This window comes from Flavobacterium celericrescens (assembly GCF_011392075.1).
GTDB lineage: Bacteria > Bacteroidota > Bacteroidia > Flavobacteriales > Flavobacteriaceae > Flavobacterium > Flavobacterium celericrescens.
The window spans coordinates 31,499-52,781 of record NZ_JAAJBV010000002.1; the positions used below are offsets into that span (position 1 = coordinate 31,499).

At 31.0% G+C, this 21,283-nt stretch carries 25 protein-coding genes; 5 read left to right on the forward strand and 20 right to left on the reverse strand.

Translation table 11 applies throughout. The features are described from left to right. Window positions 1-46: 46 nt before the first annotated feature. Window positions 47-1,393 (reverse strand): DEAD/DEAH box helicase, encoded by a 1,347-nt coding sequence (locus G4L40_RS02795; protein ID WP_166235642.1) that lies wholly within the window; start codon window positions 1,391-1,393, stop codon window positions 47-49. 192 nt (window positions 1,394-1,585) lie between these two features. On the opposite strand from G4L40_RS02795, the gene G4L40_RS02800 reads away from it, so the two are divergent. After that, a complete protein-coding gene (locus G4L40_RS02800) occupies window positions 1,586-3,367 on the forward strand; it encodes a BamA/TamA family outer membrane protein (protein ID WP_166235643.1) in 1,782 nt (593 codons plus the stop codon). Window positions 3,368-3,395: 28 nt separating this feature from the next. Here G4L40_RS02800 and hemN read toward each other — a convergent pair whose 3' ends face one another. Further along, window positions 3,396-4,760 (reverse strand): oxygen-independent coproporphyrinogen III oxidase, encoded by a 1,365-nt coding sequence (gene hemN / locus G4L40_RS02805; RefSeq protein WP_166235644.1) that lies wholly within the window; start codon window positions 4,758-4,760, stop codon window positions 3,396-3,398. Window positions 4,761-4,904: 144 nt separating this feature from the next. Between hemN and trxA the strand changes: the two genes are divergently transcribed. From trxA to G4L40_RS02820, 3 genes are all read left to right on the forward strand, one after another. Beyond that, the gene (gene trxA, locus G4L40_RS02810; RefSeq protein WP_166235645.1) at window positions 4,905-5,207 is read left to right on the forward strand and encodes a thioredoxin; all 303 of its coding nucleotides are present in this window, start codon (window positions 4,905-4,907) and stop codon (window positions 5,205-5,207) included. An 82-nt stretch (window positions 5,208-5,289) separates the two neighbouring features. Beyond that, window positions 5,290-5,643, forward strand: a complete 354-nt coding sequence (locus G4L40_RS02815) for a rhodanese-like domain-containing protein (protein WP_166235646.1) — start codon at window positions 5,290-5,292, stop codon at window positions 5,641-5,643. A gap of 18 nt (window positions 5,644-5,661) precedes the next feature. Further along, complete coding sequence (locus G4L40_RS02820) at window positions 5,662-5,874, forward strand: YgaP family membrane protein (RefSeq protein ID WP_166235647.1); 213 nt, start codon at window positions 5,662-5,664, stop codon at window positions 5,872-5,874. A 34-nt stretch (window positions 5,875-5,908) separates the two neighbouring features. On the opposite strand, the gene G4L40_RS02825 is transcribed toward G4L40_RS02820, so the two are convergent. The 3 genes from G4L40_RS02825 to G4L40_RS02835 form a co-directional block, all read right to left on the reverse strand. Further along, window positions 5,909-6,052 carry a hypothetical protein gene (locus G4L40_RS02825; protein ID WP_166235648.1) on the reverse strand — a complete coding sequence of 48 codons (144 nt, stop codon included), beginning with the start codon at window positions 6,050-6,052 and terminating at the stop codon, window positions 5,909-5,911. Window positions 6,053-6,126: 74 nt separating this feature from the next. Continuing rightward, window positions 6,127-6,549, reverse strand: coding sequence for a thiol-disulfide oxidoreductase DCC family protein (locus tag G4L40_RS02830; protein ID WP_166235649.1), 423 nt, complete (start codon window positions 6,547-6,549; stop codon window positions 6,127-6,129). Between the two features lie 49 nt (window positions 6,550-6,598). Next, window positions 6,599-8,767 carry an endonuclease MutS2 gene (locus G4L40_RS02835; protein WP_166235650.1) on the reverse strand — a complete coding sequence of 723 codons (2,169 nt, stop codon included), beginning with the start codon at window positions 8,765-8,767 and terminating at the stop codon, window positions 6,599-6,601. Window positions 8,768-8,851: 84 nt separating this feature from the next. On the opposite strand from G4L40_RS02835, the gene ung reads away from it, so the two are divergent. Next, window positions 8,852-9,517, forward strand: a complete 666-nt coding sequence (gene ung, locus G4L40_RS02840; protein ID WP_166235651.1) for a uracil-DNA glycosylase — start codon at window positions 8,852-8,854, stop codon at window positions 9,515-9,517. A gap of 35 nt (window positions 9,518-9,552) precedes the next feature. On the opposite strand, the gene G4L40_RS02845 is transcribed toward ung, so the two are convergent. From G4L40_RS02845 to G4L40_RS02915, 15 genes are all read right to left on the reverse strand, one after another. Beyond that, a complete protein-coding gene (locus tag G4L40_RS02845) occupies window positions 9,553-10,296 on the reverse strand; it encodes a DUF3667 domain-containing protein (protein ID WP_166235652.1) in 744 nt (247 codons plus the stop codon). 56 nt (window positions 10,297-10,352) lie between these two features. Next, window positions 10,353-10,775 (reverse strand): VOC family protein, encoded by a 423-nt coding sequence (locus tag G4L40_RS02850; protein WP_166235653.1) that lies wholly within the window; start codon window positions 10,773-10,775, stop codon window positions 10,353-10,355. A 3-nt stretch (window positions 10,776-10,778) separates the two neighbouring features. After that, window positions 10,779-11,261, reverse strand: a complete 483-nt coding sequence (locus tag G4L40_RS02855; protein ID WP_166235654.1) for a hypothetical protein — start codon at window positions 11,259-11,261, stop codon at window positions 10,779-10,781. A gap of 727 nt (window positions 11,262-11,988) precedes the next feature. Further along, window positions 11,989-12,741 carry a hypothetical protein gene (locus tag G4L40_RS02860; protein ID WP_166235655.1) on the reverse strand — a complete coding sequence of 251 codons (753 nt, stop codon included), beginning with the start codon at window positions 12,739-12,741 and terminating at the stop codon, window positions 11,989-11,991. A gap of 176 nt (window positions 12,742-12,917) precedes the next feature. Continuing rightward, window positions 12,918-13,277, reverse strand: a complete 360-nt coding sequence (locus G4L40_RS02865) for a hypothetical protein (protein WP_166235656.1) — start codon at window positions 13,275-13,277, stop codon at window positions 12,918-12,920. A 163-nt stretch (window positions 13,278-13,440) separates the two neighbouring features. Further along, entirely contained in the window at window positions 13,441-14,277 is an 837-nt protein-coding gene (locus G4L40_RS02870) for a hypothetical protein (protein WP_166235657.1), read from the reverse strand. A gap of 180 nt (window positions 14,278-14,457) precedes the next feature. Continuing rightward, window positions 14,458-14,901, reverse strand: coding sequence for a hypothetical protein (locus tag G4L40_RS02875; RefSeq protein ID WP_166235658.1), 444 nt, complete (start codon window positions 14,899-14,901; stop codon window positions 14,458-14,460). Window positions 14,902-15,073: 172 nt separating this feature from the next. Continuing rightward, window positions 15,074-15,559 carry a hypothetical protein gene (locus G4L40_RS02880; protein WP_166235659.1) on the reverse strand — a complete coding sequence of 162 codons (486 nt, stop codon included), beginning with the start codon at window positions 15,557-15,559 and terminating at the stop codon, window positions 15,074-15,076. A gap of 164 nt (window positions 15,560-15,723) precedes the next feature. Next, complete coding sequence (locus tag G4L40_RS02885) at window positions 15,724-16,626, reverse strand: hypothetical protein (protein ID WP_166235660.1); 903 nt, start codon at window positions 16,624-16,626, stop codon at window positions 15,724-15,726. A gap of 68 nt (window positions 16,627-16,694) precedes the next feature. Further along, the gene (locus G4L40_RS02890) at window positions 16,695-17,018 is read right to left on the reverse strand and encodes a hypothetical protein (RefSeq protein ID WP_166235661.1); all 324 of its coding nucleotides are present in this window, start codon (window positions 17,016-17,018) and stop codon (window positions 16,695-16,697) included. Between the two features lie 61 nt (window positions 17,019-17,079). Next, window positions 17,080-17,625, reverse strand: a complete 546-nt coding sequence (locus tag G4L40_RS02895; protein WP_166235662.1) for a hypothetical protein — start codon at window positions 17,623-17,625, stop codon at window positions 17,080-17,082. A gap of 39 nt (window positions 17,626-17,664) precedes the next feature. After that, window positions 17,665-18,246 (reverse strand): DUF3575 domain-containing protein, encoded by a 582-nt coding sequence (locus G4L40_RS02900; protein WP_166235663.1) that lies wholly within the window; start codon window positions 18,244-18,246, stop codon window positions 17,665-17,667. 40 nt (window positions 18,247-18,286) lie between these two features. Beyond that, the gene (locus G4L40_RS02905; RefSeq protein WP_166235664.1) at window positions 18,287-19,219 is read right to left on the reverse strand and encodes a transglutaminase; all 933 of its coding nucleotides are present in this window, start codon (window positions 19,217-19,219) and stop codon (window positions 18,287-18,289) included. A 19-nt stretch (window positions 19,220-19,238) separates the two neighbouring features. Continuing rightward, window positions 19,239-20,087, reverse strand: a complete 849-nt coding sequence (locus G4L40_RS02910; RefSeq protein ID WP_166235665.1) for a substrate-binding domain-containing protein — start codon at window positions 20,085-20,087, stop codon at window positions 19,239-19,241. A 49-nt stretch (window positions 20,088-20,136) separates the two neighbouring features. Beyond that, window positions 20,137-21,261: an SDR family oxidoreductase gene (locus G4L40_RS02915; RefSeq protein ID WP_166235666.1), complete on the reverse strand. Its 1,125-nt coding sequence runs from the start codon at window positions 21,259-21,261 to the stop codon at window positions 20,137-20,139. Window positions 21,262-21,283: the final 22 nt, after the last annotated feature.

The following is a 21,283-nucleotide window of genomic DNA, read 5'->3' on the forward strand; positions in this document are numbered from 1 at the left end:
GATTTTTTTACTGCCAACTTAAAACTGACTACTGACCACTAAAACATTATCTCTTCTTTTTCTTCTCCGCACGTTTTCTTTCCACAGCTCGGTTTCTAGATTCTGTTTTTCTTGGTGTTCGTTTTCCGGGACCGCCTAAGTTGACTTTTTTGTTTTTGTCTTTCTTTTCATGAAATGCTTGACCACCTTCTTTTTTAGGGGTTTTCAACAAGAACTTCATTTTTTTCTTTTCCTTTTCGAAGTCTAAATAACGTTCTTCGATTTTTAAATCTTCAGGAAGTGGAAATTCTCTGATTTCGGTATCCATTAATAATTCTACCTCAATTTTACTTTCTACTTCACTTGGGGAAACCAAACTTATAGCAACACCTGTTTTGTCTGCACGACCGGTTCTTCCAATTCGGTGCATGTATTTTTCTGGCTCATCGGTAAATTGTAAATTGATTACGTGTGTAATATCGGAAATATCCAATCCACGCGCCATGATATCTGTGGTAACCAAACCACGTAATTCTCCCGCTTGAAAAGCAGCCATCGTATTCAAACGATAATTTTGTGATTTATTCGAGTGAATAACTCCAAATTGCTCTGGAAATTCACTTTCTAAGGTTTCAGAAACTAATTCTACAATACGTTTGTTGTTTACAAAAATCAACACACGATCCATTCCTTCCGTTTCACGAACCAAATGTTTCAACATATTTAATTTGGTTAGAAAATTTGGAACTTGATAAACGATTTGCTCGATTTGTTCTAGTGGTGTTCCACTTGGCGCTAGAGAAACTTCTTCTGGAAAATCGAAATATTCATCTAGCATAGCATCTACTTCTTCGGTCATTGTTGCCGAGAATAAGATGTTTTGTTTTTTTCCTCGCATCATCGATAAAATCGAAGTTAATTGCGCACGAAAACCTAAATTTAAAATTTCGTCAAATTCGTCAATCACTAATTTTTGTAACGCATCAAAACGTAAAACACCGTCAAGAGCTAAATCCATAACACGTCCTGGTGTTCCTACTAAAATATCTACTCCTTCTGCTAATGCTTTTCTTTGTGTATTGATATTTACTCCTCCATAAATTCCAAGTGTTCGCACACTCATGTATTTGGTTAGTTTTTCAACTTCTTCCGCAACTTGTACTACTAATTCACGTGTCGGAACTAAAATAACAACTCTTGCCGATTCATTATTTTGAAATTTCCAGTGTTTTAAAATTGGCAATAAATAGGCAAATGTTTTCCCTGTTCCTGTTTGCGCAATTCCCATCATGTCTCTTCCAGAAAGAATTACAGCGTGCGATTTTTCTTGAATAGGTGTAGCGTGCACAAAACCTAATTCGTCTAATGCTTTTTGCAGTGATTTTGGTAAATCAAATTCTTGGAACGTTTTCATAATGCTAATAAAAAATTATTGGCAAAGGTACATAAAGTTTTTGTAATGTTTTTTGGAGTAAAATAATATAGTTTATTCCGTTTTTAGTTACTTTACAGGCTCAATTTATACTAATTTGAATTGAAATGAGTTTATTAATCTATGAATAAGAAAAAGCTGCTATACTTTATACTTTGTTTTTGTTTTTTTACAATGAGCGCCAATGCACAAGTAAATGAACAAGAGAGTGATAGCGCTAAAATTTATAAAGACATTCATGATTTATCTAAAAAAAGTAAGTTCAATAAGTTTATCTATAAATTACTTTTTCGCCCTTCTGCGCTCAAAGTCCAGAATTTAATTCCAGAAAAAAACAGTAAGAAACAATTACTAATTTCTAAAAAAGCGTCTGGAAAAGTAATTAGAAATATTACTATAGAAACACTTGATCCCTTTGGTTATTCTATAAAAAACGAAAATCGCGTTCCTAAAAATGGAATTGAAAAATTTGGGAATTCAATTCATATTAAAACAAAAGAATTTACAATCCGAAATTTGATTTTATTTCGAAAAAATGATCTTTGTGATTCATTACTATTAAAAGAAACCGAACGTTTAATAAGAAGTCAGCGGTATGTAAGAGAAGTTTCTGTAACACCTGTTTTAATTTCAACTGCATCAGATTCTATTGATATAAAAATTAGAGTTTTAGACTCGTGGAGTTTGATACCAAATGGGAGTTTATCTGGAAATCAAAGCAGTGTAAAAGTAACCGAACGAAATATTCTTGGTTTTGGTCATCAGATTTCTGGTGAATTGGAAAATAAATTTTCACCTAAAGAACAAGCTGTTTTTGCACAATATAGTGTAAACAATATTAAAAATAGTTTCATCAAACTTGACTTGGAATACACTAACGAATACAACAACGATAGCAAACGAAGCGTCTCTTTAAACAGACCTTTTTATTCTGTGATTGCTAAAAATGCAGGTGGTTTTTATTTTGAAAATAGAACTTTTACTGAACAATTTCCAATAGCAGACACATTAGCAGCTGTAGCCACGCAATATGAATTTCAAGAATATTGGTACGGAAGGGCTTTCAAAATTAATGGTGAAAGCACTTTTGATAAAAAGACGACCAATTTAATTACCGCGATTTCTTATAATAGAAAAGCTTTTTTACTACAACCAAGCAGTATTTATGATAGTACTAATTTTTTTGCTACTGAAAAAAATATTATTGGCTATGTAGGTATTTCTAAACAAAGATTTTATCAAGACAAATATATTTTTAACTATGATATTACCGAAGATATTCCATATGGAGAAAATATTGCCTTAATTTTAGGATATCAAAATAAAGCCAATCGCTCAAGATGGTATTCGGGAATTACCCTTTCAAAAGGAAAAAAGTTTCACTTTGGATATCTAAGTAGTTTTGTAGAATGGGGAAGTTTTTATAAAAATAACGTTACTGAACAAACGGCTTTTAAATTAGGCTTTAACTACTTTAGTCCGCTGTTGCATCTGGGAAAATGGAAATTGCGTCAGTTTATCAAACCCACCTATATTTGGGGAAATAATAGAGATGCCTCGTTTAAAGACCAGCTTACACTGAACAATTATTATGGCATTGAAGGTTTTAATAACAGATTGACAGGAACTCAAAAATGGTTGGTTTCATTGCAAACGCAAACCTATATGCCTGGGAGTTGGAATGGCTTTCGTTTTAGCCCATATTTAAACATTTCAATGGGATCATTAGCAAACAAAAACGAACTCCTCAACAGCAAAGTCTATTCGAAGTTTAGTCTTGGAATTCAAATTAACAACGACTATTTGGTATTCAATAGTTTTCAAATTTCGTTGTCTTATTATCCATCAATACCGTTTGAAGGTGATAATTTATTGAAAACAAATTCTTTTGAAAACACTGATTTAATCATTAACGATTTTCAATTAGGCAAGCCTGCTTATATTCGATATGAGTAGTTTTTGGGTTTCAAGTTTCAGGTTTAACTCAAATCGTCATTGAAAATAATTTTGTTTCGGGAGCTTTTCTAATTAAACGTAAATCAAAAGCCATACATATATTTCGAACAAAAGGCTTTCCTTTTTCGGTTACAATTATTCCATGGTCTAAGAATTTCAATAAACCATCGGCTTCCATTTCTTCTAAATTGCTATGAATTGCTTCTAGTTCTGGAAATTGCATTGAAACATCGTTCCATGAAGTTGTAAACTGGCACATCAAATTTAAAATATGCTTTCTGATTACTAAATCTTCTGGAGTAAGTAAATGACCTCTAAAAACAGGTAATTGATTGGCTTCTAATCTAGAATAATAATCTTCTATTGTTTTTTCATTTTGGGCAAAACTATACCAACTATCACTAATTGACGAAACACCTAAACCTATCATCAATTGTGTTTTTGAAGCAGTATATCCCATGAAATTTCGATGTAATTTTCCCTCTTTAAAAGAAGTAAACATGGTGTCATTTTCTAGTGCAAAATGATCCATTCCTATTTCGTGATAACCATTGGTTGCCAGCATTTTTTTACCTTCTTCATACAACTGACGTTTTTCATCGTCTTTAGGCAAATCTTCATCATTAAATCCGCGTTGTCCATTGCCCTTAATCCATGGCACATGTGCATAACTATAAAAAGCTAATCTATCTGGAAGTAATGATTTTGTTTTGTCAATCGTGTCTTTAACATTGCTCAACGTTTGAAACGGTAAACCAAAAATTAAATCATGACCAATTGAAGTATAACCAATCTCTTTTGCCCAAAAGCTCACTTTTGCTACATTATGAAAAGGTTGAATACGATGAATTGCTTGTTGCACTTTTTCTGCATAATCTTGCACACCAAAACTTACTCTTCTAAAGCCCAAATCATATAGCTTTTGTAAATGTTGGCGAGTAGTATTATTGGGATGTCCTTCAAAACTAAATTCATACGCTGTAGCCTTTTCAGCATATTGAAAAATTCCGTTGATTAGCAATTCTAAATTTTCTGGTGAAAAAAAAGTTGGTGTTCCTCCGCCCAAATGAATTTCTTTAATAATTGGCTTTCTAGGAAACAAATCACAATACATACGCCACTCTTTCAAAACAGCTAATATGTATGGATGCTCTACTTCATGGCGTTTTGTAATGCGCTTATTACAACCACAAAAAGTACATAAACTCTCGCAAAAAGGCAAATGAATATACAAACTAATCCCTTCTGTTGCATTGGATTCTTTAAATGACCTTACTAATGAAGCTTTCCAATCTTCAACATGAAATAAATCCTCTTCCCAATAAGGAACAGTTGGGTAACTGGTATAGCGCGGACCAGGAACATTGTATTTTTGTACTAAAGACAGTTGCATAGTAGGTACATTTTTTTCAGAGTACGAAGATAGGGCAAGCCTATAAAACAAAAAATGATAATTATCATATCACTTCTTGTGTAACAAATATTACACAAAAAGGAAGTGCAAAATCGTACATTTGAATATTAAAATTTATTCAAAATGAATGCAAAATTTAACGAAATAATAAATGCAAATCACTTGGTTTTAGTTGACTTCTATGCCGACTGGTGTGGCCCGTGCAAAATGATGTCGCCCATTCTGCAAGAAGTAAAAACAACATTACAAGACACTGTAAAAATTATAAAAATAAACGTTGACCAACACCAAGACTTAGCGGCTCATTTTATGGTGAGAGGTGTTCCTACGTTGATGCTTTTTAAAAGTGGTAAAATGCTCTGGAGACAATCAGGTGTGCTGAGTACTACAGATTTAATTAAAATTATAGAGTCGCATTTGAAATAATATTTTGTATATTTATAAAACTTTTTAACCCATTTAATAGAATCTTATGAAAATAAAAATGTTCAGCTTTTTAATAGTAATAATGGCTTTTTCATCCTGTATTAAAAAATCTGTGGAAGGTGTTGTGCTTTCTGATGCTACAACTTTTGAGAAAAAAATGAGTGCTCCTAATGTACAATTAATAGATGTTAGAACTCCTGAAGAATTTGTAGAAGGTCATCTTCCAAAAGCAGTGAATATTGATGTTACTAGCGATGATTTTGAAACAAAAGTAACCTCTTTAGACAAAGAACAACCTGTAATGGTGTATTGCAAAATGGGTGGTAGAAGTGCTAAAGCAGCTGAAAAACTGAAAGAGTTAGGCTTTAAAAACATTACCGATTTAGATGGCGGATTCTCTAATTGGTCTAATGAAAACAAACCCATTGAAAAATAAACAATAAACCACTATATTATGAAAAAAAACGTTGGAAATGGCGATAGATTTATACGAGTTATCGTAGGTGTTATTGCAATTATTCTAGGACTTTCTGGAAAATTAGACGGCAATTTAAAATGGGTTGCTTTAGGAGTTGGAGCTATTATGGTAATAACATCCTTTGTTCAGTTTTGTCCACTATACACCATTTTAGGAATTAATACGTGTAAAGTTAAACCTAAAAAATAGATTTACTTACATCATAAAAAAAATGACCAGTTACTTACTGGTCATTTTTTTTCTTTTTATCACTTTTCATCATCAGCATAACAGCTCCTACAAGGCCTAATAAAACAAGTGCAAATACAACAATCATTATAAATGTACCGTTCTCGTGTGAATAAAGTGGGTGAATTAAGTTTGCCATAGTTACTAAAGTTAGAGTTTTAACAAATGTATTACTTATCTAAACAGCTTTTTATGATAATTATCATATTAAAATTACTCCAAAAATTTGCTTTTTAATGCTGGCGTAGGCACCAAACAAGATTCTTTTTTACCATACCATTGGTACCTGTTTTTAGCTACATATTCATAAATCAAATCCCGAAAACCTGTTGGCAAAATTTGAAAAACTGTTGCTACTGTAAATATACCTTTTAATCCTTTTGCAATTTGCAAAGCTGCTGTTGATTTATAATAGTAAGCAATCCCAGGCTCATATAATACAATACTATCAATATGAATGGGATTAATACCTATATGCTTTAACAATTTTTGTCCTAATTCAGATTGTAGGGCCACAAATCGAAACACATCGTCTTTATCGTGTTTAATAACGTATTGAATGGAAGTATCACACAAGTTACAAACTCCATCAAATAGGATTATTTTTTTATCTTTCGGCAAATCTTGTATTTCCATAATTCTGATTCAATTTAAAAGCTAAAACAAGCGCAATGCAACAACAATACTAGACTGGTTGCACATATTCTAATTGGTCTAAACTCACTTTTGAAATAAAAATACCATAATTCACTGTTGCTTTTGTTTTTTCAATGACATCTATTGTTCCAATAGCTTTTCCGTCTTTCATGCGTACCCTATCTCCTACTTTTAGTATTACTTTGGGCTTGTTTTCTTCTTCTATTTTAGCTTTTATTTTCTTTTCTTTTTTGACCACACGAATTTCTTCCACAATCACTTTAACTTCTTCGGCTACTTTTTTCTGGATAACTTCTTTAACTTTCTTTTCTTTGGCAGATAACTTTTTACGTTTCGAATTTTCAATTTCAACCATTTTCAAAAACTCACCAATCAACGTTTTCTTATCTTTATTGTTGAAATAACTTTCTGAAATATCATCTATTTTTTGTCCAATATAAATCAAACGTTGGTTGGCATCATACAATTCTTGATAACGTTCCAGTTTGTCTTGAATTTTTGCATTAATGTTCTCCATTTTTTTGCTTTCTTCTCTAGCTTTAGATTCTTCTTCTTTAAGATTTAAAGATGTTTTTTCTAGTTTAGAACGCTCTTTTTGAAGGGTTGCAATGGTTTTGTCAAAACGTACTTTCCCACCTTCAATTTTCTTTTTGGCACGATTAATTAAACCAAAGGGAATACCATTTTTTTGTGCTACTTCAAATGTGAATGAACTTCCCGCTTGCCCCAATATTAGTTTATACATTGGTTCTAATGATTTTTCATCAAACAGCATGTTGGCATTGGATGCAAAAGGCAATTCGTTGGCTAAAATTTTCAAATTGCTGTAATGCGTTGTAATGATTCCAAAAGCTTCTCGGGCATAAAATTCTTCTAAAAAAGTTTCTGCCAAAGCGCCTCCTAATTCGGGGTCAGAACCTGTTCCAAATTCATCAATTAAAAACAAGGTTTTGGCATTACATTTCTTTAAAAAATAATTCATGTTTTTCAAGCGATAGCTGTAGGTACTCAAATGATTTTCTATCGATTGATTATCTCCAATATCGGTTAAAATTCTATCAAACAAGAACGTTTCACTACGCTCATGCACTGGAATTAACATCCCGCTTTGCAACATCAATTGTAACAGTCCAACCGTTTTTAAAGAAATCGTTTTTCCTCCCGCATTAGGTCCCGAAATTACAATAATACGACTTTCATTGTGTAATTCTATAGTTTGTGGATAGGTAACCGCTTTCTTGGCTTTATTATTCAAATATAAAATGGGATGATAGGCTTCTCTAAAAAACAAGCGTTTTTCTTCAATAATATTGGGTAAAATACCGTTTATTTTATGAGCATATTTTGCTTTAGCAGCGATGACATCTATATCACTCAAAAAGTCTTGATACGCAGCAATTGTTTCTGTAAACGGACGAATTTCATTAGTCAAACGCTTTAAAATACGCATGATCTCTTCACGTTCTTCAAACTCTAAATTATTTAATTCACGTGAATAGCGTTGTGCTGCTTCGGGCTCAATATAGGCAATACTTCCTGTTTTTGAAGTACCTAAAATGGAACCTTTTACTTTGCGTCGATACATTGCTAAAACAGCCAAAACTCTTCGGTTTTCAACCACTGTTTCTTTAATATCATCTAAATAACCTAACGAATTGTATTGACTCAAAGCCATCCCAAAACTCTGGTTGATTTTTCCTCGCACTAAATTAATACTTCGTCTAATTTCTATTAAATCGGGCGATGCGTTATCTTTAATAATACCAAACTTATCTACTACTTCATCTATGCGTTGTACAATCAATTTTACGATATCAATTGTGCTTGCTTTTTGATATAAATTGGGATAATAATCTTCAAATTTCTTTAAAAATTGAATTAACGTGATTGCAGTTTCGGTAAGATTTGCTATTTTTTTAAAACTAGTTACCTCTAAAAAACTATCTTCAATAGCCAAAAATTTCAATTCATAGTTGATATTTTCAAAACCATGATTGGGAATAGCATTATTATTTGAAAACGAAGCAACATATTCAGAAGTTTGCTTTAGATTCGTCAACAAAGCTTCTTTGTCTTTAAAAGGCGTTATTGCCATTGCTTTTTCCTCGCCAATATCGGTATTACATTTACTGGCAATGGTTTGCAAAATGGTATTAAATTCTAAATCTTGTAGCGTTTTTTCTGTAATCGAAATCATTTTTCTTTTTCTTGTAGGTCAAAGTTACAAAGTAATGCAGGCATATTGCAATAGAAATTTATATTTTTGGTAAAAAATTATACAATGTTTATCAAAAAAGCATCTTGGCAACAGCTATTAGCCTCCGAATTTCAAAAGCCTTATTTTTTGGAATTGATGCAACTGGTAGCTCAAGAATATGAAACCACCATTTGTTTTCCGCCAAAGGAACTCATTTTCAATTCTTTTGAACAATTTGAATTTGAAGAAACCAAAGTAGTCATCATTGGACAAGATCCATATCATGGAACGGGTGAAGCAAATGGTTTGTGCTTTTCGGTAAATGATGGCGTGGCAATTCCGCCTTCGTTAAAGAATATTTTTACAGAGATTAATACGGAATATGAAAGCATTTTTTTTCCAAATTCGGGTAATTTAGAACGTTGGGCAAAACAAGGCGTCTTGCTTTTAAACGCTGGTCTTACGGTTAGAAAAGACGAAGCCAACAGCCATAAACACTTAAAATGGAATCTGTTTACAGATGCAGTAATTCAACTTATTAATGAGCAATCTGAAAATGTGGTATTTTTACTTTGGGGCAGCTTTGCTCAAAAAAAAGGAAAGCTAATCAATCGCAATAAACATTTGGTATTAGAAAGTGGCCATCCCTCGCCTTTGAGTGCCAATCGAGGTTTTTGGTTTGGCAACAATCATTTTAAATTAACCAATGCCTATTTGAACGAAAAAGGAAAAAAGGAAATTGAATGGTAGTCTACACAACAATCTATATTTTTTTGAAAACACCTCTATTGCGTTTTAATCCCAAACAATACAACCACAAGCGTTAACAATACAAGGAAGATTATGAAAAAAACTACATAACTCAATAGTGCATACAACAGCGCTTTAATTCTTGATATGTTATTAAAAAAAGTCATATAAGTCCATACCATTAAACCGATTTCAATTACTAAAAGAAAATCAACCAGAACTTTAATAGCTGGTGTATCATTCAAGAATTTAGTTAATGGAAAAATAGCAATTCTAAGTAGTAATTTTTGTGACGCTACATAAGCATTCAAAACCAAATGCTCAATAAAATTATATCCTTGTCGTTTGAAAACAAGATAAGAAGCCAAAGAGAACAGCGGTATCGACAACAAAATAATCCAAGCGTAATGATGTGAAATCCATTCATTAGCTGTTTCTGAACTTACGCCTTTAAAGCTAGACAATGCTTTCTTATCAAGCACGCTAAAATGAAACAAATGCCTAAGTAATCCATACGATGTTGCTAAAATAATAACTAGCGAAATCGGTTTGAAATGTTTTACTCGCTTACCCTCCACAAAATCTCGTATAGAATCTCCTGGTCGGGTAAACAGTTCTTTTGCAGTGTAGAGCACGCCCTTATCGAAATGAAAAAAACCATGCTGAATGTCGTGCCAAATAAAATGAAGATTTAATTTGTGTGTAGCAGCGGGCTGACCACAATTATTACAAAAGTGCCCTGAATAAGTTTGACCGCAGTTTTTACAAGTTATTTGCATTTATAGCTAATAATTCAATCAATGTTAACACGCATTACAATTATAGGAATAATTTTCTAATTTGTATCAAAATTTACCATCCATTCAATTCCAAATTTATCTCTAAACATGGCAAAATAAGCTTCTTCTGAATTCTCAGTAAAAGGAATTTCAACAGTTCCGCCTGCTGAAAGATTATGAAACAATTGCTTTGCTTCTTCTTTGCTTGCTGCGGTTATTGAAATTTTGCTTCTATTTTCGTTTTCATTGGTTTTTCCCATAAACTCTGGAACGTCGTTACCTATTAAAAAGTTATCTCCAATGGGTAGCGCAATGTACATGATTTTATTGGCTTCCTTTTCAGAAATAGGAAACTCAGGTGTTGCAAAATCTTTAAAACGAATGATTTTTGCAAACTCACCACCAAATGCCGCTTGATAAAAACCAAACGCTTCTTCAGCATTGCCATTAAAATTGATATGTGGATTGATTTGTGCCATGGTTTATTTTATTATAGGAGGAATAGAAAACATTGATTCAAAATTATCGAACTCTATATTACGTTCTACTTGTTTTAGTCCGTGATAATTTTTCATACCTTCAATCCATTCCGCAAAATTCCAAAACGCTTTAGGACCTTCTTTTGCATGAAGTAAAACTCTCTTTTTATTGTCTAATGAAAAAGCTATTGTAGTACCATCATTAATTCCTTCATTTATCATAACAGAATCTTTTGGGAAATTTAATTCACAAATGAGTTTTGTCAAGTATTTCCGTTTATCTTTATCTAAAACAAAATAATACAACCCTTTTTTTCCATATGGATATCTATCCAAATAATAAACGGTATCTGAAGAATTAATTTTTAAAAGATAGCTAGTGTGTATGTTAGATTTTCCGAATGTAAAATTTGTAAAACAACTTTCTTGTTGCTCTTTACAATTACAAAGTAAAAAGAGTAATATTAAAGAAAATATTTTTTTCATTTCTATATCTATAATTGTTCCGCTTTTCAACTGTTGCGAACTTCGGAACTTATTATTTTCTGTTAAAGATAAAATTTCTTGTAGAAAGTAAATGTGAATTTTGCACTTTTCTCGCAATAGCAAAAACCACAGTTAGCAACAGTGCTTTTATAGCCTATAAGATTTATGAAAAACAAATAGATCTAATAATAACGCTGCTATTAATAATATTGAACCACAACTAAATGCTAACTTTTTTATAGACTTAAATTTCCCTTTTTTATCTTTTACGTTATAATTTATCAATGTTATAGATATACTTAAAGCAAAACAGAGAAATGACACTGATAATAGCCATAGTGTTTCATCAATAAAAATGTAATATCCACCTGTTTTTCTTGGTAAATACATTTCTTTTTTTAATAAAGAAAATATTGAATAAAATATTAGGAAGAATGCACAAAATGCATAAATAATCTTAATACTAATATCAACTAATATGTTCTTATTTAAATTTGTACTTTTCATTAAGTTTTCACACTAAAATTTTAAGTTATTTTTCTGTCTTAAAATTAAGTTATATTCTTGAGTCTGCAATAGCATTGTTACTAACGTTTTTGGCTGCTCTCAGTGGCGTTGAGCCAACACCAAGCCTATACAAATATAACAAAACATTACATTCAGCAGCGGATTTTTCTACTGAAAATCCGGAAGTATCCATTGAAGCAAACGCTGTTATAGGGCGTTTTTATTTAAATTTCCGTTTTTCAATTAAGTATTCTGTATTTTCTACAATCCAATATTTTTCTATCCAAAGATTATCTTTATTATAAACATATCTAAATTTTTCATTCTCATATTTAGCTCTTCCACCAATAATAGTAATTGGATATTCTTCTTTTGGAAATGAATTTCTATTTAATTCCAGTACATTATTATTAGAATCATATTTGTATGAAGTAATTTCAATTTTATTTTGGTTATCAATTTTTGAGTATTCTTTACGTTCTAATATATTTCCTATTTTATCATAAAGTAATTCTTCTCTGTATCCAAAAACAGAATCTATTGCTGTTTTATCAGATTCTATTGTTTGTGGTAAATTCTGTTCGTTAAAATTTGAGAAATATTTTTTAACTAATACTTTTTCTTCTATTAATTGATTTTCAGAATTGTAAGTGTATAAATGTTTTATTGTATCATTAGTTTTACCTTTATTAATCTCAAATTTTATAATTTCAAAATCTAAATTATTCATATCATCATAGTAATATTCAGCATTATATGTTAATCTAGATTTGTTGAAGTACTGAATACTTTTTATCTTTCCATTTTTTAAAGAAATTTTTTTTGACCAACCTGTTTTCTTGTGCTTATTATAAAAACTGATAATTTCTACACTTTTATATTTTTTAAGGTTTTCATTCTTCTCAATTTTTTCGAGTGATTGGCTAAAAAGTGTTGAAGTGATAAAAAGAAGATTTAATAATAGAAATTTCATATTGTTTGTTTTCGTTTGGTTCGGCAAAATGACGCACAACGTTTCGGCGCTTGGCGAGGTTGCGAACTTCGGAACTGATTATTTTCTATCAAAGATAAAATTTCTTGCGAGAAATAAACGTGAATTTACTACAAAATTCGCAATCTTGCCAAACGCCTGTTAGCAGTAGTTTTTTTTCATTCTGTAGCAAAACCTAAAATATCAAACTTTTTTTTATTTGAATTGTATTTTAATCTCACGTTTAATTTTTGGATTCCATTATTCAATACTAAAATATTTTCGGCTTTTGAGTCGCCAAAAGGATAATTTAAGTCACCATTTTGAACTTTTAATTTTAATTCAAAGTTTTGCTTTTTTAATTCAGTTATTTTTTCCTTTAAGCTTTTTCCAATAAATACAATGTTTTCAGTTGAATCAGTTTTTGATAAATCTTTTGTAGTTAGTTCTTTTCCAATATTCAAAATTTCATTTATTGTTCTTTCATTTCTACAAGAAACAAAAAACATAAGAATAAAAAGGCTAAAATATTTTTTCACAATTTTTGGTAAAATTACTGCTAACGTCTCGCGGCTTCAAGTAGTGGCGATGAACCAAGACCAAGCCTTACAAATATAAATAAAACTTTTAATTAAAGACCTTTCCAATTTCTGATAAATCCCGAGCCTCGCCATTTCTTGAAACCGCTGTTAGTGGCAGTATTTATTTTTCTATAGATATTTCAATATTAGTTTTTAATGTAATTTTTTTATTGTCAATTTCCAATATCCATTCTTTTATTTCATTAAAACTTTTTGTTGAAAATGGATTAAGTGATTCTTGTATTTCTTTAGGCAAGTTGTTTCTATAACGGTTAAAAATATATTCTTTTTTTTCATATATAATTTTTAATGAAACGATATCATCAAAATTAGTGTCTTTGGGCAAATTTAATTCATTTTTATTTTCATTTAATATCGAATAAGAATAACTTTTATAACTGTTTTTGAGATTTAAAATTAATTCTAAATCAATATTTTTATCTGTAATTAAAATATTATTTATAAATATGTTAATTTTAAGAGGTTCGTATTTAGCACTAATTCTTTCTAATGTTAATTTTATATCTTTTGATAAGATTTCTTTACACTCATTGACTAAAATATTCATTTCAGTTTTTATTTTAGAATCTTCAATAATTGAGCCTTTATAATTTGTGTCTTTCTCAAGATTAATATAATTTTCAATTTCTTTATTTGAGTATTTTGAACTATATGTATTTAATAACTTTTTGTAAGTATATTCATTTAATGCTTGAATTTCTTCTTTTAAAAATTTTTCATAATGATAAACATCATCATTATTATTAAAATCTAAATTATAGTTTTCAAAAATATTTTTTGTTTGTGATTTTAAATCATCTTCAATTTTAGTAAAAATATTGTCAACAATTTCTTTGCATTTTATTGCTTGAAACAATGTTTCAGCATTGTTTTTGTCGTTTTGAGACCAAACAATTGTGGATAGTAATAGAAATAATATTTTAAATAAAGTTTTCATTTTTTATCTTACTTTGATTCTGCAAGAATATTGCCACTAACGTTTTATGGCTTGCTCTCAGTGGCGTTGAGCCAACACCGAACCTATACAAATATAACAAAACATTCCATTCAGCTACGAATTCTCAATAGGAAAATCCATAAGTAGTCTTTGAAGTAAACTCGGTAAACAGTAGTGTTTTTAATTCTTTTTTTTTGATAAAGTTCCTGGTGGAAATGTATGCTTTAGTTTATGTCTTATTGCTTGTATGTAATTATTTTCAGTATCTAAAGTTAATTTTACATGATAGCTCTCTTCATCTTGTCCAACAGTATCAATTGAGACAATATAATTTCCCGACAAAGTATTGTCAGAACATTTTACATCCATTTTAAGTAAATTTGACTCTTTAAAAATTTTATATTTTAATGATACAAAATCATCATTTTGAGATTCTGTGTTTCTAATCCAAAAATTATTTTGATCATAAAAGTTAATGATGTATATCGTATTACTTAAGTTTTTTTCTTTATGATAGAATTTTACCGTTTGCCATTCTCCTTTTAGCATTTTAAAATATTTTTCCTCTGAAGAATCACATGATGTCAGAATAATTATAAAGATAAATAAAAAAATTTTATCCATTTTTTTGTGACTTTTTTAAATTCTACTATTGCATTACTGCTAACCTTTACCACTTTCACTTGTTACAAGCTTCGGAACCGTTTATTTTCTGTTAAAGATAAAATTTCTTGCGAAAAGTAAACGTGTATTTACTACAAAATTTGCAATCTTGCCTAACGCCAGTTAGTAGCCGTTATTTTATTATTTTGTTTAGCCATTCTTCGGTTTCTTCCGATATATAATTCTTTTCTAAAAGAAGCTCTTTAAGTGTCATTGTTTTGTTATTTGTACAGCCCGCACAAGTACTCACTTTTTCACTACTATTTTTATTCATCTTAATTTGATTTAATTCTTCCTCAGTCAAATTAATCAACTTTTTTTGTGATAATTTTTCACAAATAGCTGTCGCTAAATATTTGTCCGCAATATTTTTTGCTTTAAGATTTTTTATAATATTTGAATAATCTTTTTTTAATAGAATTTCGGTAAATTTTTCTACTGGTTCTGATTTCTTTCCTGAATAAAAACAAGCAAATCCAATAAGGTTATTTTTATCAATTTTAATTTGTCTAGGCGGTAATTTAATAACTTGATTTTTCTGTAGAACTTCTTCTTTGTGTTCATTTTTACAGCTAAATAATACAAAAATTAAAAGATAAAATAAAACCTGTTTTTTCATATTTACTTATTGAATTTACGTCGGATTTTTATAATGGCTGCTAACGTTTCCACGCTTGACTAGGTTGCAAGCTTCGGAACCGTTTATTTTCTGTTAAAGATAAAATTTCTTGCAGAAAGTAAATGTGAATTTACTACATTTTTTGCCATTTCTTGAAACCACTGTTACCTGCTGTATTTTTTGGCTCTCAAATATTTTTCAGTAACATTGTCGTCAGATTTTTTCCAATTGATTTTATCATTTTCTATATGTCCAATCGATTTTACTTTGAACTTAACGTGTTGTTCATTAATGTCTAAAATTATAATATTGAAGATGATTTCTAATTCAAGATGATTTAACGCCACATTTGGATGAATTGCAAAGTTTGTATAATCTTGAAAAGTTTTAGCACTTGGATACATAATCATATCAAAACCACTCTCATATAAATATTCATTTGCTAACATTGAAGTTATGTGATATGGAAATTCTTCATTCATGAATTTCTCTGTTATAAAGTTTCTCAATGCAATTTTATAATCGAGTAATTTTATGTTTTCTTCATTTTGCTTTTGTATTAAGAAATTATAGTGATATTTTCCATATTCTTCCCAAGAATTGTTTTCTGGTAACTTTTCAGGAATGCAGCAAACGTATGAAAGATTTCTTTTTGAATTATAGTTCCAAATACTTAAATAAACTTCATCATTAATTTCAATATTGCATTCTTTCAAAGCAGGAATAGCATCGTCTGTACAATAGAAAACAGATTTATTTTTAATATTTGCTCTACCATTATTTTTGCAAACATTTGAAGGTGGAAAAGAAAATGTTTGAATTATTGTTTTGTCTTCGAGCTCACTTATAGTTTTAGCAAGCCTGGCTCTAAATAATTTTATTCCATTTATTCCAGTATCAAGCGAAGCTCCAAGTGCAGGAATTTTCAATGCATAATCATGGAATTTATTATAGATTTCATCATAGTCTGATTCCGAAAAATCATACTTGGACAAATTATCTAGATTTTTTAGATATGTTTCAAAATCTGGATAATCATTGTTTACTGTAAGATATTTTTCACTCATTTTTGGTAATATAGCAGGTAACTTTTTGATAACCGCTTGCATATTGTATATAGTTTTCTGTCATTGCGTTAACAGATATGATTCCAAAATCTACTCATGTCATTGTCAATATATGATTTCAAAAGAATTCGAAAATCTTCGTTGATATCAAGATTAAGTAAGTCTTTTGACAAATCAGGTCTAATTGCCCATATCCAACAGTAAATTTCCTCTCTAAGTGGTGGTTCATTGTCTGAAGTGAACTCGATAGTGTCTTCTGAAACTCCTATGGTATTTACAACTAGAGTGTCAACTGCTGAAAGTCTTTCGTCAAAATTGACGAAATCAATTATGTCTGTATGATTAACAGTCGTTGGATATACTTTTAATATTTTATTTAGTTCTGTCTCCATATAATGACGCCTAACTAGTAAATACCCTCAAATACTTACCTTTTTTACCTTCCTCCAAAAATTAATTCACCGTAAATTCTAACACGTTATTGGTGGTGTCGCCTACTGCTGTTGTTTTGATGATTACGGTTACTGCGTTTTTGGAATCTATGGAAACTACCTCATTATCAACTGTTAAACGGTAGTCACCTGTAGCTATTGGTGCAATGGTGGTGTCGTATTCATAAGTGGTTTCTAAGGCGTCTAATTGACAAATGGCAGCAATATAATCTCCAAATTGGTTGGAGCCGCTACTTGTAACAACATTGTATCCTGATGGTGCTACCAGCTCCCACACGTTATTGGCATTTTTCTTTTCTAAGGTGTAGTTAAAAAAGAATTGATTGGACGTTGTAGTTAGGTACAAATCAAAAGGATTTCCTCCTGTTTGTGGCAACAGTCTTGGAATGGCTGTAGAAACCGCTACTGTGTTTCCGCTTAAGTTTACAGCTATTAATCCGTTTGCTGTAACTACTTTGGAAGCAAAAAACTCATCATCGCTTTCGGTACAACCCGTAAATAGTGTAAAAAGAATCGCTATTGCAAAAAATTGAATGTATTTTTTCATGATGTAAATTTTAGTTGTTAGTACTGCTGTAGCCGGTTCTTAAAATCGGTAGCCTACATTAATTCCAATACGTGAAAGGGTTTCTGGACTATCGGCATGGAATAGGTTTTTTCCCATTCCTAGTGTTAAGTCAACCACAAAGCTTTCTTTGATATAAAATTTATACCCTATCGAAGCACCAATAGCAACATCATTATAGTCTTTAACTGTGGTGACTACATAATCTGCAGCGCCATTGTTTAAAGTTGTTAGTTCTTTATATTGTCCGCCATTAATCGATGAAAAGGCCTCTACATAATACAAATTAGCCGCACTTTTAGACAAGGCATAACGCACATAAGGAATCACTTGATAATCAATTAAAGTACGGGTATCATCCGTTGGAAAATCGTCTTCTTTGCTGGCTTTGTTCAAAAACATACCTGTAACTCCAACTGAGAAATCATGCTTTAAAAAACGTTCATAAGAAATGCCTACTCTTCCATTTGAAATTAAATTCAATACATCGATTTTAATTTCATTTTTTTTTGCAACAATAGGAGAAACAATAGAATCTGAAGAAGTTTGAGCAAAAGCGCCAACAGCTAAAAAGAAACAAAATAATAGACTTATTTTTTTCATAAACTAGGGATTGATAATTTTAGTAAATATAGAAAAATAATCAATTGAAAGTTAAAGCACCCAAAATTTCTTCACTCATGAATCGCCCACCTGGATATACTGCTGTATAGTCTAAGTTAATCCATATTTGCCCACGCTCATCAATATGATAATGTATTTGTTGGCCTTTGCTTTCTTTTGCAAAAAGTTGCTCTTTTATCAAATATATAGCCCATTCCAAATCGTTTTTATCACCAATCAACATTTCGGGATACAAATGTCCGCCCGTGTGAATGATGCGTGGTGTGCCGCCAACTGCTTTAATACAAGCTGCCATTAAAATAGCATGGTCGTCACAATCGCCTGAAAAATGTTGTAAACTTTCTGAAGCCGAAGCAATATATTCTCTTCCTTTGGGGTCGTTTACATAATTCCAATGGCTATTGATTTCTGTAAAAACTGCAAAACATTGTATCATCACTCGCTTTTCACCCACTTGTTTTAAATGATTAAAATGCTTGGTTGTAGCACTTAGCGCAAAATTTCGCACCGCTGGATTGGTAAAATCAACAGCATCGATAATCTTAGATTTATTAGGAAAAGGTAATAATTTTGAAATAATAATATCTTGTGGATTCGGGTTGTCTTGCATGGAATAAATCATGTAGCGGTAATCTTCAAAAACCCGATTAAAACCATAGTTTCCAAAAATGGTTCCTATAAAAAGAGAAATCAAATAGAGAAATACTATTAAAATAATAATTGTTTTTACCAATCGTAAAAGCAACTGAATCAATACAATGATGATGATGAATAAAAAAATACGGTCTAAATGAATGGCCCAATTGAGGTCAATAAAATTTTGATGGGCAATTAAAAAAACAGGAATTGCAATAAGTATGTTAAGTACAAAAATGATAACAGTATCCCACGGCTTTGGCAAAGAAAGCTTTTCTTTGATTTGTTGCAGCGTGAATGGGAATTTTGGTATCATTTAAGGCAAACAATAAATATTATTTGAGCAATTGTTCTTTAGACAGTTTTTTATCGATAATTTTTAGTTTCAAAAGTTGTTCCAAAATGGTATCTAGAACAGGAACTGTCAATTGTTTTTGTGACCATCGGGTTAATTTTAACCACTCTTGAATAGCACTGACTTCTTGGTTGTATTTTGAAGCTAAGGTTCGGTCAATACTTGGAATTTGCTTAAACTCTTCGGTTGTTGTATTGATAATATTCAGAATTTGCTGAATGACTTTAGGCTCTTTTTCCAAAACCTCATCACGAACCGCAATTACAAAACATGGCCAAGGTGTAGGACACTCTCCTACTCTTCTAAAAACACCTTTATCTACAAGTGGCTGGGTCATAAAGCGTTCCCACATAAAATAATCGGCTTCGCCTGAAGTTAAACTTTCAACAGCGCCATCGATAGTATTTACGATTTCAAATTGTAGTTTCTCGGTAGTCCAATTCTGATTTTGGGCGTTTACGATACTCATCAAATGCGAACCCGAACCCATTCTAGAAATGGCAACTTTAGTATTTTCTAAATCAGATACTGTTTTATACTTTGAATTAGCTGCAACGTGAATTCCCCAGATTAAAGGGCTTTGCACATACACCTGTACAATTTTACAAGGATTTCCTGCCGTGATGTCTTTTACGATGCCTTCGGTTAAAATTACAGCGATATCCGCTTCACCTTCTCGCAGCATTTGACACATTTTTCCTGTGCCTTCTGGTACATCCGTCCATTGCAAATCGATTCCTACAGCATCAAATTCGCCGTCTTCGATACACATGTGCCATGGCAAATTAAAATGTTCTGGAACGCCAACTATTTTTATTGTTTTACTCATGTGTTTTATTGTTTCTTACTATTTGTGAATCTTCCATTTTGTTTGAAAATTACACATTAATATCTTTAAAATTGTGCAATCTAGCGTATCGAATCATATTGGTAAACGATTCTGCATCTAGTTTTGGTATTTCTAAAATAGAATTTAATAACGTGGTATCATATTCATTCGCCGCCGAAGTTAGATAAGGTTTCAAATGCTTGCCAATGCTTTCGTAGTATAATTTTTCAATGGTGTTTTTATAATCAAAATCCAATGTGTTTTGAATGATACTAAAATTAGAATAGCCCACCTCTTTCATGATTAAATGCAAGCCTTTTACCAAGTTAAAGCTTTCGTTATGCACAATATTTAATTGTTTAATATCTTCACGTTGAAAGGTAGAAACAATCACTTTTGAGACATAATCTACAGGAATAATGTTCAATCCTGTTTCTTCGCTTATAGCAAAACGTACATTTTCTTGTTGGTCTTTGCGTTGTGCTGTAAAATGGAAAAACTTTGCCATCAAATAAAACACCATGTATTTTGGAATAAAATAGCGGTTTTCATTGCCTAGCATTTTTCCACCGATAACGCTTGGACGAAGAATTTGGTAAGGTAAATTTAATGCCTCACATTGTTGCATCACAAATTCCTCCGAATGGAATTTAGCATTTTCATACGCATTTCGGTGTTCCAATTCAAAATCTAAATTATGGAAATCGTTGTCAATCAAGCCTTTTCGAGCACCTGATGAAAAAGCGGTACTGATGTAAATAAACTTTTTAATAAACGGTGAAAATGTTTTAAAAATTGCCTTAGTGATGGCGGCATTTTCATTGAATATTTTTTCTTTTTGATCCGCATCGGTAGACAAATTCACATAACCTGCCGAATGAATAAAATAGGCACCTTTTATTTTTTCAGAAAAAGTATCTTGTACTGTAGCTAAATCTGTATCGATAATTTCAAGATATTCATTAAGCTTATCTACTCCTTTGTCCAACAAAAACTTAGGTGTATAATTACTCGACAATAGTTCGTTAATGCGTTCTTTAGCACTGATTTTTCCTTTGTTTCTAGTAATTAGAAATAATTTTCCTTCAATGTTATTGGTTATAAAATTTTCTAGAATATCATACATAATATGAGAACCTAGCACACCTGTTGCACCTGTAAGGATTATCTTCATTCGTTTTTAAATTTAGCACAAA